Source organism: Mycobacterium sp. E796 (genome assembly GCF_001672815.1).
Classification (GTDB): Bacteria; Actinomycetota; Actinomycetes; order Mycobacteriales; family Mycobacteriaceae; genus Mycobacterium.
The window spans coordinates 69,305-83,700 of record NZ_LZKK01000325.1; the positions used below are offsets into that span (position 1 = coordinate 69,305).

Consider the following 14,396-nt stretch of genomic DNA (forward strand, 5'->3'; position numbering starts at 1 on the left):
GGTCATTCGTCGGCTATTATCTACGCGGCATAACTTTACCGTCTCAGACGTGTGGAGCAAGCCACTTCGCCGCTGTCGTGGACTCGTGCGGCGTCGACGACGGACACGAGGGACGCGCAGATGGACGACGAGGACCTGACCGAAGAGCAGCGGATGCTGCATCAGACCACCAGGCAGTTCATCGAGGATCAGCTGCCGGTGTCGGCGACCCGAATGCTCCATGACGACCCGATGGGCTACGACAGAACGTGGTTGTCGCGAACAGCCGACCTGGGCTGGTACTCAATGCTGATCGGCGAGAAATACGGCGGCGGAAGCATGACTGGTCGCCCGCTCGTCGACCTGACGACCATCGCCGACTCGGTGGGGCGCTACCTGCAGCCCGGGCCGTTCATAACAATGAACGTTGTCGGCGCCGCGATCTCGGAGTTCGGCACCGACGCGCAACGCGAAGATCTGCTGCCGAAGATCGCTACCGCCGACGTCGTGGCGACGTGGGCCCCGTTCGATTCTGTGGGGGATTGGGATGCGGGAGCGAGCCTCGAGGTGTCGCGGGATGGCGAGCAGATCGTGCTTCGAGGCTTGCGCGGCTTTGTCCCGGAAGCACAGTCGTCCGACTACCTGCTCGCGGCCGGTCGGTGTGACGGCGAGCCGGTGCAGATCATCGTGCCGACCGAGACGGCCGGTCTCGGCGTCGAAGCGCTGACATGCTATGACCTTTCGCGTCGCATCGCGGAGGTGTCGTTCGACGATGTGCGCCTGCCGGCCGCGACCGTCCTGGGTGCGGCCGAAACCGCCGGAACCGAGAACCTGGAGCGTCAGCTCCAGATCGCTGTGGTGCTGGCATGCGCGGAAACCGTGGGCGCGCTCGACGAGATGTTCTCGATGACGGTTGAGTACGCCAAGGACCGCATCGCCTTCGGCCGCCCGATCGGGTCGTTCCAGGCGCTCAAACACGTCATGGCCGACCAGATGCTTTACCTCGAGAGCTGTAAAGCCGCCACAGCGGAGGCCGCGCGGGTAGTCGACCGCGGCGCTGGCGATGCCGCCGAAATCGCGTCCATGACCGCAGCGTATGTCGATGAGCACGCCACGCAGATTGCCCAGGAGTGCCTGCAGGTGCACGGCGGAATCGGCTTCACGTGGGAGCACGACCTCCATCTGTACATGCGGCGAATCCGGACCACCACGAGTATGTGGTGTGAAAAAGCCTGGCACTACGAGCGAATCTGTGAGGTGTGTGCGCTGTGAGCGAGGTCAACGAACTCGATCAGTACCGCGCCGCGATGCGAGAGTGGTTGTCGGCGAATCTCTCGCGACGCACGGCCGAATCCGACGGAGGGATCCCGAACGAGGTGACCGCCGAGGAAGTCGCCGCTGGCCGAACCCTGCAAAAAAGGGTGTACGACGCGGGTTATCTGGGCATCAACATCCCGTCCGAGTATGGCGGTCAGGGGCTAGGCGACGCTCATCAACAGATATGGGTTGACGAGTCCGCCGGCTATGACGTGCCACTGCCGGCCGGTATCGCCTCGATCGTCACAATGCGGGTCGTCCTGCCGACGCTGCTGCACAATGCCACCGAGGAACAAAAGCGCGAGTGGACACCGCGCATCCTGCGCGGTGAGGACATCTGGGTTCAGTTGTTGTCCGAGCCAGACGCGGGGTCCGACCTTGCCGGAATTCGCACCCAGGCCCGTCGCGACGGCGACAAGTGGGTCCTGCAGGGCACTAAACTCTGGTCCTCTGGCGCAGTCCACGCCGACTACGGGATCTGTTTGGCGCGCACGGACCCGAATGTGCCTAAACATCGCGGGCTCACCTGGTTCAAGGTGCCGTTGCATGATGAGCGCGTCACGGTGCGTCCAGTCCGTCAGGTCAACGGCAGCGAGGAGTTCTGTGAAGAGTTCCTCGACGATGTCGTGGTCGGCGACGACATGATCATCGGGTCGGTGAACGACGGCTGGAAGGTCGCAAACTCGATGCTCATGTTCGAACGCGGAGCCGGACACATCGACCTGTCCCGCTCTACCCCGGAGTCCCGCAACAAGCAGGCTTCCGATCTCATCGAGTTGGCGCTGACCAGCGCTCCGTCCGGCAGCGAAACGGCTCGCGGGCGCAGGATTGGTCCGATAATCGCAGCCCAGCGCAGCAAAGACTGGGTTCACGAAGCGCTCACACGTCGCGTTACGGCTCGCCTCATGCGGGGATCGGCCAACCCCGCCACGTCTGCGCTGATCAAGCTGTCGATTGGCACCCGCGGGCCTGACCGCGCCATTGCCGGCATGCAGATCGCCGGGCGCAATGCCATCGCCTGGCGCGGGGCCGGTTCGCCAGGCGAGAAGGCCGCCAACAACTATGTCTACGGGCGACAGTTTGCAATTGCGGGCGGCAGCAACCAGATCCAGCGCAACATCATCAGCGAACGCGTTCTTGGCCTGCCCCGCGAGCCGAGCTACGACAACGAAAAGCCGTTCAAGGACGTCATCCGCGACGCCCGAAAGTGGACGGCCGGCTGACATGACCGGCAGAGGCGCGCAGACTCCGCCACTCGCGACCGCCTTTCTTAAGTTCATTGGGAAAGTCGCCGCGACGCCTGCCGCGGAGGGAACGCTCATGCCCCGGCGGATATGGATTGTGGCCGGTGACCGAGCGGAAAAGATTAAGCCGATGGTGCCGCGAACCCCAGGCCTCATACTGAATATCGAACCGAAGCCCCCGAGGAACAGAACTCCATGATTCGCGGCTTGAGAGTGGTGATCGCGCTGCTCACGGGCTGCTCGGCGGCGCTGGGAGCTCCTGCGACGGCTCGCGCCGATGACTCAGTGACGTACGAGGTACTGTCGCAGTCCCCCTCACTCACCGCGGTGGACGCCGAGTACACCGACGGCGTGGGCCAAGTCGCTGTGCAGAATATTCCGCTGCCGTGGCGAATGAACGCGGCAGTGCCTGACGCTTACAGCGCCGACACCACGATTCGCGTGACGTGGCCATCGCCAGTGCGCTACAAGTGGGTGATCGTCCGAATCTTCACCCGTGGAAGCATGCTCTGCGAAGCCATTGCCGATAAGGGCGAAACAACTTGCACGGGTAGGAAATATTACAAAGGTGAGATCCCCAGGTGGATGCCGCCCATGTCTCCGCCCGGCGCGAGCTGAGCGTCGCAACCCCGGTCACTCCTACTGCAGGCGGATGATATGAGAAAGCGATTCGTATGCCGCTCGATGAGCGTAATTGCTGTCGCCGGGGTTATGGCCGGGGTCCTGCTTTCATTCAATCCCGCCACGGCGCCAGCCGCGCCATGTGATGGAGCGAGCTGTGTCGAACACCTGAGGACCGATGCAGTCGCAGGTGCGGAGTGCCAAGCGAGCAGGCTCTATGCCTTCGGGCTCGACGCGAGCGGAAATACTTTTATCTGCTACGCCACCTACCGCAACCCGACAACGGCGAAGTGGGTGCCGGTTCCCGGCATCGTCGGGGTGCGAGATTTCGGGGCCCTCTGTTCCGGGGGAGGGGTGGCCCAATCGCTTGACGGCATACCGATGGTATGCAGAGACGGCGTATGGGACCGGTACACGCCCGCCCTTCCGGTGTCGTGAGCAAACGGTCAACAATGGGTGCAGTTCCCTCGCCCTGACTTAGTTATGTAGATTTGAAAATCCGGCCGATCCGTGGCCGCCTCAGCGAAACCATGCAACAGGAGGGTGCAATCGTGAGCGATCAAGTGCTCTATCCGCCCATGCCCAAGCCCGACAGCGTGACCGAATTCTTCTGGAGCGGCGTGGATCGCCACGAACTGCTGATCCTGCGTTGTCAGGCATGCGCGACATATCTGCACCCGCCCAAGGAGGTCTGCCGAAGCTGCCTGAGCACAAAACTGGAACCCGAGCGCGTGTCGGGCAACGCCACGCTCGTCACCTGGACGGAACCCCGCAAGGCGTATGACCCATACTTCGCGGCCCACCAACCGTACATCTTCGCCACTGTCAACCTCGTTGAGCAAGAACCGCTGCGATTCGCGACCAACCTCGTCGACTGCACTGGAGACGAACTCCGGATCGGGCAACCACTGGCCGTGACATTCCGTGAAGTCGCACCGGGCTGCACGCTGCCACTGTTCGAGGTCGTCGCGCGATGAGCACCATGCAACATCGCGTGGCGGTCGCCGGCGTCGGGTATTCCGAAACCGGTCGTATGCTTCCGTTCTCGGACGATCAACTCGTGACACAAGCCGTCACGGCCGCACTTGACGACGCGGGTTTGAAGCGGGGCGACATCGATGGGATCTCGACAACCGGCGGTGTTTCAATGTCGATCGGATCCCTGCTTGGCATCTTGCCGCTCAATTGGTTTTTCACCTCCAGCCTCTACGGACCGTCATTCGCCGAGACGGCGGTGATGGCCATGGGCGCAATCGCTTCCGGCTCGTGCCATACCGCTCTGGCCCTGCGTGTCATTCGTCAGCCACGCGCCGGGGACCATCCGATAGCCGCGATCACGGCGGGCGGCCCCGCCGACGGTCCTACCCGCGTCGGCGGCCAACAACAGTGGACCGCGCCGTTCGGTGGTAGCCTTCCGGCGGCGTTCATCGGGGGCCTGCAAATGCAGCGATATATGAGCGAATTCGGCGCCACGGAAGACGATTTCGCCCGGCACGCCGTCGTCCAGCGCAGCCACGCGATGCGAAACCCCGAAGCGCTGTTCAGCGAGCCGCTTGACGCCGACGAGTATCTGGCGTCCCGCTACGTCAGCAAACCGGTGCGACTCCTCGATTGCGACTACCCGGTGGATTCCGCATCCGCGGTCATATTCACCACTCCCGAGCGCGCCAGACAATGCAGTAAGCCCGCCGTCCTGGTCGACTCGTGGGCGATGTCCGCCGTAGCCGACATCGACATGGCACTGCTCGACGACTTCACTTCGAATGCGATCGGTCATTGCAGTGAAACCCTATGGTCCCGAACTGATCTGCGGCCCGCGGACGTCGACTGCGCTGGACTGTACGACGGCTTTTCGATCATCACGTTCGAATGGCTTGAGGCTCTTGGGTTCTGTGGCCGGGGAGAGGCGCCACAGTTCATCAACGATGGACACACCGGGCCCGGCGGATCACTCCCTACCAACACAGATGGCGGCGCCTGCAACGTCGGCCGTCGCCACGGGGCCAACTTCTGCATCGAATCGGTCAGGCAACTTCGTGGTGAGTGCGGTGAGCGACAAGTGCCCGGAGCCGAAGTCGCCGTCTGGTCGAATGCCACCGGTTCATTCGCGGGTGCCTCGATCCTCACTGTTGATCGATGACGATGCTCAGGCGTCGATCAACGCCGGGATCAGGTGCCCTCGGCCCATCCGAAGAATCCGAGCGCCACGTCGATCTTCTGCTGAGCGGACAATCCGGAAATGACCGATGACGGGATCGCGGCGCTCGACCAGTCCGCCGGCGGCCAGGCTGACCCCCCGGAGATCCCGGCAGCCACCGTCGTGGTGGCCCGCGACGGCGCCGACGACCTTGAGGTGCTCATGCTGCGGCGCGCGAGCACAACGTCCTTCGCCCCAGGTGCCTGGGTATTCCCCGGTGGCCAGGTGGACGTCGCAGACGCCGGGGACGACAAGATGACCAGCATCGCCGCCGCCCGCCGTGCGCTAGTCAGGGAAACTCGCGAGGAGACCGGCCTCGAACTCGACGGCGATTCACTGTCGGTCATATCGCGCTGGATACCAGGTCCCCCGATATCGAAGCGATTCACCACCTGGATCCTGTTCGGCACGGCTTCGGCGGCCGACGTCGTTGTCGACGGCAGTGAGATTATCGACCATCGCTGGCTGTCCCCGTCTGTCACGCTCGCCGAACACGGTCGCGGAAAGCTGGTGCTGCTTCCGCCCACCTGGGTGACACTTTACGAACTTTCGCGATACCGCAACGTCGCCGAAGCCAGGGCGACGATCGACGCCGCTCCGATCGCGCACTACGACACCCATGTGGCCCGCACAGAGACCGGTTACGTCTGCCTATGGCGCGGCGACGAAGGATTTGAGGCAGGCGATCCCGAGCTCGCCGGCACCCGCCACCGGCTCTATGTGGCCGATGACGGGCCTTGGAGCTACCAGCGCGACGAAGGGGTTTGACCAATTCGGCCAACGCAAGCGGATTGGGCCGAGGTTGCATCGCGCACTTTCGATGCCGATCGAATTTAGGGCCCTCAAACGTAGCAACTCATAGTGGAAACTTCGTTCCCGTGAGTTGCTCCGACAACTCCCAGAGCGCAGCAGCGGTCCGGGCATTTCGAGCCGCTGAGCTGCGGCCGACCGGCTGGCTAGGGCCCAAAATGCCGAATCGGGGACCGATGAACGTGTCGCCCGGCAGATCCTGCGACAGCGCGTACAAAGTCTGCCGAGCACCGAAATCGGCGCTGGTGGACATCCGCTTAGTGGCCGCAGCCAATACGTCGCCGAGGCGGCGCCCGGAAGTGTTCATCAAGTTGGTTTGCGAGTACCCGGGGTGGGCCGCGATCGAACGCAGCTGCGAACCTGCGGCTTGGAGTCGGCGTTGCAGTTCGCTCGTGAACAGTAGGTTGGCCAGTTTAGATTGGCCGTACGCGAGATAGGCGGCGTACTTCCGTTTCTTCCAGTTGAGGTCATCCAGGGCGATGCCCCCGCGCCAATGAGTGATCGAGGAGACCGTTACCACTCGGTCGGTGAGTTTCGGCAGCAGCAGGTTGGTTAGCGCGAAATGCCCGAGATGGTTTGTGCCGATATGGCTTTCGAAGCCATCCATCGTCAGCGAGTAGGGGACCGCCATGATGCCCGCGTTGTTGACCAGGACGTCGACCGCTTCCACACGGTCTGCGAACTTTCGGACCGAGGCCAGGTCCTGGAGATCGAGTTCGCGCACGACGAGATCGCCCTTCATCTGTTGTGCGGCGGCATTGCCCTTATCTGTATTGCGCACGGCCATAATGACTTTGGCGCCCGCCCGAGCCAATTCGCGAGCCGTCACCGCGCCTAGGCCGCTGTTGGCCCCGGTGATGACGACGGTGCGTCCCGCGAATGACGGCAAATCTTCTGCGGTCCAGTTGGTCATGGTCCGAGTATTCCCTTCGGCAGTCTTCGTCCAATTACGGGGCCGTTGATTTCCGGTGGTTTCGATGCTCCGGGCGGAAGTCGTTTGTCTACCGGCGCGGTGATGCTCGGTGCACTGTTGACATGGTTGGAGCCCAGTGGTAGACACGAATACAGAATCTGTCTGCATGTCTACCGCTTAGGAGCATACGGTGCCTTTGCAAGACGATGTACAGATCGTGTCGGTCGATGATCACCTGATCGAGCACCCCCGGGTGTGGCAAGATCGCTTGCCATCCAAATACCTGGAGGACGGGCCGCGGATCGTCGAGGACGAGCAAGGCCACCACCTCTGGGCCTTCGAGGGCGAACTGCACGCGCAGGTCGGCCTGAACGCCGTGGCGGGCCGGCCATACGAGGAATACGGGCTCGAGCCCATGAAGTTCCAGGACATGATTCCGGGCTGTTACGACCCGGTGGAACGCGCCAAAGACATGGATCTGGACGGTGTGCAGGCCGCTTTGTGCTTCCCTTCGTTCCCCGGCTTCTCCGGTTCGACTTTTCACAAAGCCAAGGACAAAGCGCTAGCACTCGAATGCATACGCGCCTGGAACGACTTCTCTCTCGATGAATGGTGCGCATCAGCGCCGGACCGCTATGTTCCGGTCGTCATGGTGCCGACGTGGGATGTCGACCTGGCTGTCGCCGAGGTGGAACGGACAGCTGCAAAAGGCGCCCGCACGATCAGTTTCCCGGAAAGCCCGGTCCCCCTGGGCATGCCGTCCCTGCACTCCCGGTACTGGGACCCATTGTGGAGTGTTGCGGAGGCCACGGACATGCCGCTGAGCATGCACTTCGGCACTTCGACTTACATGCCGGGATACAGCTTTGGTGCGAGCGGGGTGACGACCGACGACCAAGATCAATACGACCAGCACAGCGAGCAGGAGGACATTCCGTTCGCGGTGGCTATTACGCTCTTCGGCACCAATCTGATGTGGACCACCGTCGATCTGCTGCTGTCCGGTGCATTGCAACGTCATCCCAACCTGAAGATCTCCCTGGCCGAGGGCGGTATCGGATGGATTCCCTACATCCTCGAGCGCACGGACTACGTGTGGGACCGGCATCGCTGGTACCAGAAGATCGACAAGGACACCCGGCCGTCCGATCTCTTCAAGAAGCACTTCTACGGCTGCTTCATCGACGACGAGTTCGGACTGGAGAACCGCGACGCAATCGGCGTCGACCGGCTGCTGCTCGAAGTGGACTATCCGCATTCGGATTCCAGCTGGCCGAATTCGCGCAAGCGTGCCCAAGAGGTTCTTGTCTCGGTAGCGGATGGCGATGCACGCAAAATCGCCGAAGATAATGCCAGGCAGCTGTTCTGCTTTCCCCGGTCAGGGTGGAAGTGACATCTGATAGCCAAGCCGGCGCTGCACGAAGCGAGGGCTTCCTCGCCGGCGTCACCGTAGTCGAGCTTGCCGACGAGACCGGCGAATATGTGGGCAAGCTGCTTGCTGGGCTCGGCGCGAACGTGATCAAGGTCGAACCGCCGGACGGCGAGATCACCCGGACCTACGGACCGTTCAAAGATGATTTCGAGAATCCCGAACAGAGCCTCCACTTTTGGCACTCCAACATCGGCAAGCGAAGCGTGGTCCTCGATCTCGACGACGCACGGGATCAGGCACGATTCCGGGACTTGGTCTCCCACGCCGACGTCTTCGTGCACACCCGAACGCTGGACTACATGCGTACCCGTGGCGTCGACCAGGAGGCATTGCGTGCCGACGCGCCCGGACTGATCTACTGCCGGATATCGCCGTTCGGTGACGACGGCCCGTGGGCCGACTATCCGGGCAGCGACCTCGTTCATCTCGCGCTGGGCGGCGTGGCCATGAACTGTGGCTACGATCCCGAGCCATCAGGGCACTACGACACGCCCCCGATTGCGCCCCAGATGTGGCAGGCGTACTGCATCGCCGGCGAGACGACGTCGATCGCAATCATTACGGCGTTGATCTATCGGCAGCGTTCGGGGCGCGGACAATACCTTTCGGCGTCGATCCATGATTCGGTCAGCAAGAACACCGAAACCGACGTTCCGAACTGGGTGTACCAGCGCCTCACAAATCTGCGGCAGACATGTCGGCATTCGATGCCGATGGCGGCCGTCCCGGCGCTTGCATTGACCAAGGACGGGCGTTGGCTGCTGCCCTACCGGACCTACCTGCCGGGTGGCAGTGCCCTCTTCAAAGCTTTGGTGGATATGCTGGCGCGACACGGGATGCAGGCGGATCTGGATGATCCGAAATACCTCGACGACGCCTACCGCGCCCAACCCGTCGTCGCCCAGCACATCGGCGACGTCACCGACAAGCTCATCGGCCGGTTCCTCGCCAGTCGGGAGATCTGGCAGGAAGCGCAACAGGTCGGGATGCCCTGGGCGCCAATCCGCTCGCCGCACGAGAATGTCACCGATCCGCACTTCAGTGCGCGAGAGGCTTTCAAGGTCGTCGAGCATCCCGAGCTACGCGAGAGCTACACGTATACCGGGGCGCGGTGGTACTGCCCGGAGGTGCCGTGGCAGTCGGACAAGCGGCCACCGTTGCTCGGTGAGCACACAGCCGAGGTATTCGGGGAGATTGCCGCCCGGAGCGCACCCGAGTTTCGCGCTGACCACGTGGCCCACCGCGCGGCCGCCGAGGTGTCGCCACGGGGGAAGCCATTCGCGTTGGCCGGGGTTCGCGTCGTCGACTTGTCCTGGCTGCTAGCCAGCGCCGGTGCCGGGCGGTTCCTTGCGGCGCATGGTGCGGAAGTAGTTAAGGTCGAACACTCCAGCCGTTGGGACACAATGCGGTTCGGTGCCGGCTTCGCCCCTGAAGGTGGACGCGCCGAGCGTGATAAGGCGCAGGGGCCGATTGCCGTACCGTCCGGGGACCGTGGACCGAACAAGTCCGGCGCGTTCATGGAGATCAATGCGGGCAAGCTCGGCGTGAGCCTGAACCTGAAATCAGACGAGGGCAAGCAGATTCTCGAGCGCCTGATAGCCGACGCCGACATGGTGATCGAGGGATTCTCGCCGGGCACCATGGAGCGCATGGGGTTCGGATACGAGAGGTTGAAAGAGATCAACCCCGAGATCATCTATGTTCAGCAGTCCGGCACCGGTGAACACGGCTGCTACACGGGCATGCGGACTTATGGGCCGACGGCGGCCGCATTCGCCGGTAATAGCGAAATGTCCGGCATGCCTGCACCTTTCCCACCCGCCGGCATCGGCTACTCCTACCTCGACTGGTTCGGCGCCTACAACATGGCCACAGCGATGCTGGCGGCACTGTTCCGAAAGCAGCGGACCGGACTCGGCTGCCACATCGACGCCTCCCAGATCGAAATCGGCATCTATCTGACCGGCACCGCGGTACTCGACCACAGTGTCAACGGACGGGTATATGAGCGCACAGGTAACCGCTCGCCGTACAAGCCCGCTGCTCCGCACGGCATCTATCCGACCCGCGGCGCGGACCGCTGGATCGCATTGTCGTCCTTCACCGACGACCATTGGGCGACGTTGATCGACGCACTGGACAGACCGGAACTCGGGGCCGATGCGCGGTTCGCCACACTCGCCGACCGACTGGCACATCACGACGAACTTGATGCGATCGTGGCCGCGTGCACGGCCGAGTGTGACGGTTACGAGCTCATGCACACGCTGGCGAGCCGCCGGTTCCCGGCGGGGGTCTGTCAAACGGCACAGGATCGTTGCGAAAACGACCCACAACTCGCTCACTTGGGGTGGCTGGAAGAAGTTCCACAGTCCGAGATCGGCACTTGGCCGGTCAGAACGCTACCGGTTGCCTTCAGCGAAACCCCCTCCTACATAGGTGGTTTCGTCGGTCGATCCGGTCCCAATTACGGCGAGGACAACCTCAGCTTTTATCCAGAGCAGCTCGGTCTGACGGCGGCGGAGGTCGAAGAGTTGTTGCGGACTGGTGTCTTCTAGGCGCATCCCGCGCGGGTCAGAGAACTGAATGCACACCCCACCGAAAGAGGAGATTGACATGGGACGGGTACAGGACAAGGTCGTCTTCATCACCGGTGTGGCGCGCGGCCAAGGACGCGCACATGCCGTTCGTCTGGCCGAAGAGGGCGCGAATATCATCGGTATCGACATCGCCGAGAACATCCCGACAGTGCCCTATCCGATGGCGTCCGAGGCGGAGCTGGACGAAACCAGGGACCTCATCAGCGAGGCGGGCGGAAAGCACCACCTCGTCAAAGGTGACGTGCGCGACAAGAAGGTCGTCGCCGATGCCTTGCGCGAGGGTGTTGACTTGTTCGGAGGCTTGGATGGCGTTGTGGCACAAGCCGGCATCATGGCCGTGGGGAACACGGACCCGACGGCGTTCAACGACACCGTCGATGTCAACTTGGTGGGTGTGCTCAACACGGTCAGTGCCGCCTATCCGTTCCTGAAGGACGGCTCGTCGATCGTGATCACAGGATCTTATGCAGCGTTCACGTCGGCTCTGAAAGCCGATCCCAACGGCGGGGCCGGCGGTCTGGGCTATGTCGCCTCGAAGCGCCTGCTCGCTGCGTACACCCACGAACTCGCTCTTGCCGTCGCGCCGCGCCGAATCCGCGCGAACGCGGTGCACCCGACGTCGGTGGATACGGCGATCATGCGCAATGAACCGCTCTACAAATCTTTCCGGCCCGATTTGGAGTCGCCGACGCTCGAGGATGCGCTCCCGGCTTTTCCAGCGCTGAACCTGTTTCCGGACCCGTGGGTGGACGTCTCGGACGTTGCACACGCGGTGGTGTACCTCATATCTGACGAATCGCGCGCGGTGACCGGCACACAGATGCGAGTCGATCTCGGCGCGTGGATCAAGTTGCACGATTACACCTTCCCGTGAGTCGGTGCGGGAAATCGACACTGAACTCGGACCTGGCTATCTTGGGTCCTCGGTGCAGCTCCCCGGTGCTGTTACGCTGGCTGTTTGTGAACGGCGGTAGTCCCGTGTGGCAGGGTAGCCCGGTCGGGGGCGGTCGATGACCACGCAACAGGATGCCACGTTCGGCCCTCGGTTCAAGGTGTTCACGTCTCACGCAGCGCAGGTTTCGGACGACGCGCCGCGCAGGGAGCGCATTATCGATGCAGCTCGACGATGCTATGTGACCATCGGCTGGGACAAGACCACCATGGAAGACGTCGGGCGCATCGCCGGGATGTCGCGTGCGACCCTGTATAAGAACTTCCCGACCAGCGAAGAGTTGCATCAGGCTGTCCGCAGTAAAGCCGTGGATATGATGCGTCGTGATTTCGAAGACGCACTGGCCGAGGGCAAGGACCTCCCAGACAGTTTGGGGAATGTAGCTGCTGCGCTGACGGTTTGGTGTTCGACGATGCGGTCGGTGGACAATCCCAACGCATTGTACTTTCGTATTCATGCCGAGGAGTCGGCCGTCATCATCGACGTGCTGGCAGAGGCTTTGGCTCCTCGAATGGCACTCGCGCAAAAGTCTGGCGAGATCGACCGAAGCAGAGACATCCATCGGGCGGTGGAGTGGGTCGCCCGATGCGTGGCCGGGTTCGCACTGTTACCCACCGGCCGCGATTCGGAGAGCGATTATCCGTTCATCGCGCGCGATTTCATCCGCGAATTCGTGGTGTCGCCACTATAGGGTGTGGCGCGATACCGGTGCGTCTGGCGGTTACTCCGGGCGCAGGGATTCGATCAGCTCGACGAGGTCTCGTTTACGAACCTTCGAAGACGGTGTCATCGGGACGTCGGCCGGGGATTCGAGGAACACCACGACCCTTGGTACCTTGAACGGCGAAAGTCGATCCCGTAAAACATCTTTGATCGACTCCTCGGTGAGGTGCGCGCCAGCGACAGGTACCACTGCCGCCGCCACCAGTTGACCGCGATCAGCATCGGGCAGGCCGACGACGTGGGCTATCTCGACGCCTTCGATGATATTCATTTCGCGCTCGACCTCGACAGGCGACACGTTGGCGCCGGAGGTCTTGATGATGTCGTTCGTTCGCCCGACGAATCTCAACCGTCCAGTGTCATCGCGGACTGCGAGATCGCCGGTGCGATAGAACCCGTCGGCGTCGAACACGGCACGGCGGGACACTTTGTGCAACCGTGTGGTCAGCGTCGGGCCACGAACCAGGAGCTCGCCCGCCCCCCGCCCATCGTCGTAGCTTTTCTGATCTTCACAGAGGCGCACCTCAAATCCGGGCTGAAATACGTCGAGTGGTGCGGCGATCGAATACGGTCCCGAAGGAAGCTCGGTGCCCCAGGAATACATTCCGAAGGTTTCGGTCATTCCCAGCGAGGGCACCAGCTGCATTCCGGGCAGTGCGGTCGCCGAGGATGCGGATCCGGTTGCGCGGTCACGGATCACGGCGTTGGAGCCTAACGTCGACCGCTGAGTACAGCGTGTCATTCCACCGACGGCCATCGTCGGGAAGAGCGCCATGACGAGTCCACCGACCCAGAAGAACGGCAGCGTCACGTCGGTCACCGTCGTCTCGGTGAACCCGAACATGTCTCGCAGGTAGTAGGTCTTCTCGATGATCGCGCGGTGGGTGAACAGCGCTCCTTTCGGGTCGGCACTCTGTCCTGACGTGTAGATGCAGAGCGCTTCGTCATCGGGATGAACCTCGTGTTGTGCTTGATCGAGGATCTGCCGCCAACGGTCGTCCAGTCCGCCGCTGACGATCCAGTCGACGTCGCGTGACCATCCCGGCCCCGGGCCGTCGAAGACAACCGTGCGCAGGTAGGGCGCTTCGGTCAGCGCCAGCCACGGACTCGGTGCCGACGACAGGCCGGGGAACGCCTCGGCGACGAGTTTGACGAAGTCGCGATCCAGGAACGAACGGCTTGCCGCGAGCAGATGTAGGTCGGCGTGGCACACCACCCGGGCGAGCTCGGCGGACCGACTGAACGTACTCAACGGAATACACAATGCGCCAATCTTTTCGGTGGCCGCCCACCACACCACCCAGTCGGTTCCGTTGCCAAACAACAGTCCGACACGAGTGCCCTTGCCGATGCCTCGCGCAAGTAAACCCCGCGCGAGGGCATCCGAGCGGCGATCGACTTCAGCGAACGACAACGATTCAGATTCTGCGACCACGCAGGTCTTCGGCCCAAATGAAGCGGTCAACCCGCGCAGCCAGACTGGAATTGACAGAGCGTCGTCGCCCGAATCGTCAAGGCTGATTGACATGCCACTCCTTCCGTCGCGACCAGGCCTGCCGAAGGCGCGCCGAAGGCGTGCCTGTCGCATCCACGGCCTAGCCGACGTTC

The 14,396-nt window shown here is 62.7% G+C and carries 12 protein-coding genes; 10 read left to right on the top strand and 2 right to left on the bottom strand.

Going from position 1 to position 14,396, the window contains the following annotated elements:
* The first annotated feature begins 51 nt into the window (after positions 1–51).
* From A5706_RS26165 to A5706_RS26190, 6 genes are all read left to right on the top strand, one after another.
* Positions 52–1,251: an acyl-CoA dehydrogenase family protein gene (locus tag A5706_RS26165; RefSeq protein WP_156767339.1), complete on the top strand. Its 1,200-nt coding sequence runs from the start codon at positions 52–54 to the stop codon at positions 1,249–1,251.
* Positions 1,248–2,519, top strand: a complete 1,272-nt coding sequence (locus A5706_RS26170) for an acyl-CoA dehydrogenase family protein (RefSeq protein ID WP_068137496.1) — start codon at positions 1,248–1,250, stop codon at positions 2,517–2,519. Before A5706_RS26165 ends, A5706_RS26170 begins: the two co-directional genes overlap by 4 nt.
* A gap of 216 nt (positions 2,520–2,735) precedes the next feature.
* Positions 2,736–3,158: a hypothetical protein gene (locus A5706_RS26175; protein WP_068137499.1), complete on the top strand. Its 423-nt coding sequence runs from the start codon at positions 2,736–2,738 to the stop codon at positions 3,156–3,158.
* A 494-nt stretch (positions 3,159–3,652) separates the two neighbouring features.
* The gene (locus A5706_RS26180; protein ID WP_156767340.1) at positions 3,653–4,138 is read left to right on the top strand and encodes a Zn-ribbon domain-containing OB-fold protein; all 486 of its coding nucleotides are present in this window, start codon (positions 3,653–3,655) and stop codon (positions 4,136–4,138) included.
* The gene (locus tag A5706_RS26185) at positions 4,135–5,301 is read left to right on the top strand and encodes a thiolase family protein (protein WP_197517985.1); all 1,167 of its coding nucleotides are present in this window, start codon (positions 4,135–4,137) and stop codon (positions 5,299–5,301) included. The genes A5706_RS26180 and A5706_RS26185 overlap by 4 nt, the downstream gene beginning before the upstream one ends.
* Positions 5,302–5,400: 99 nt before the next feature.
* Positions 5,401–6,126, top strand: coding sequence for an NUDIX hydrolase (locus A5706_RS26190; RefSeq protein ID WP_082964635.1), 726 nt, complete (start codon positions 5,401–5,403; stop codon positions 6,124–6,126).
* An 88-nt stretch (positions 6,127–6,214) separates the two neighbouring features.
* On the opposite strand, the gene A5706_RS26195 is transcribed toward A5706_RS26190, so the two are convergent.
* On the bottom strand, positions 6,215–7,081 hold the full coding sequence (locus A5706_RS26195; protein WP_068137501.1) for an oxidoreductase: 867 nt from the start codon (positions 7,079–7,081) through the stop codon (positions 6,215–6,217).
* A 190-nt stretch (positions 7,082–7,271) separates the two neighbouring features.
* Here A5706_RS26195 and A5706_RS26200 point away from each other — a divergent pair, with 190 nt between their 5' ends.
* The 4 genes from A5706_RS26200 to A5706_RS26215 all read left to right on the top strand — a co-directional run bounded on the left by A5706_RS26200 (position 7,272) and on the right by A5706_RS26215 (position 12,756).
* Entirely contained in the window at positions 7,272–8,474 is a 1,203-nt protein-coding gene (locus A5706_RS26200; RefSeq protein ID WP_068137504.1) for an amidohydrolase family protein, read from the top strand.
* Complete coding sequence (locus A5706_RS26205) at positions 8,471–11,071, top strand: CaiB/BaiF CoA-transferase family protein (RefSeq protein WP_082964673.1); 2,601 nt, start codon at positions 8,471–8,473, stop codon at positions 11,069–11,071. The genes A5706_RS26200 and A5706_RS26205 overlap by 4 nt, the downstream gene beginning before the upstream one ends.
* Positions 11,072–11,129: 58 nt before the next feature.
* Positions 11,130–11,987, top strand: a complete 858-nt coding sequence (locus A5706_RS26210; protein WP_068137508.1) for a mycofactocin-coupled SDR family oxidoreductase — start codon at positions 11,130–11,132, stop codon at positions 11,985–11,987.
* A 136-nt stretch (positions 11,988–12,123) separates the two neighbouring features.
* Positions 12,124–12,756: a TetR/AcrR family transcriptional regulator gene (locus A5706_RS26215; protein ID WP_082964636.1), complete on the top strand. Its 633-nt coding sequence runs from the start codon at positions 12,124–12,126 to the stop codon at positions 12,754–12,756.
* Between the two features lie 30 nt (positions 12,757–12,786).
* On the opposite strand, the gene A5706_RS26220 is transcribed toward A5706_RS26215, so the two are convergent.
* Complete coding sequence (locus tag A5706_RS26220) at positions 12,787–14,376, bottom strand: class I adenylate-forming enzyme family protein (protein ID WP_082964637.1); 1,590 nt, start codon at positions 14,374–14,376, stop codon at positions 12,787–12,789.
* Positions 14,377–14,396: the final 20 nt, after the last annotated feature.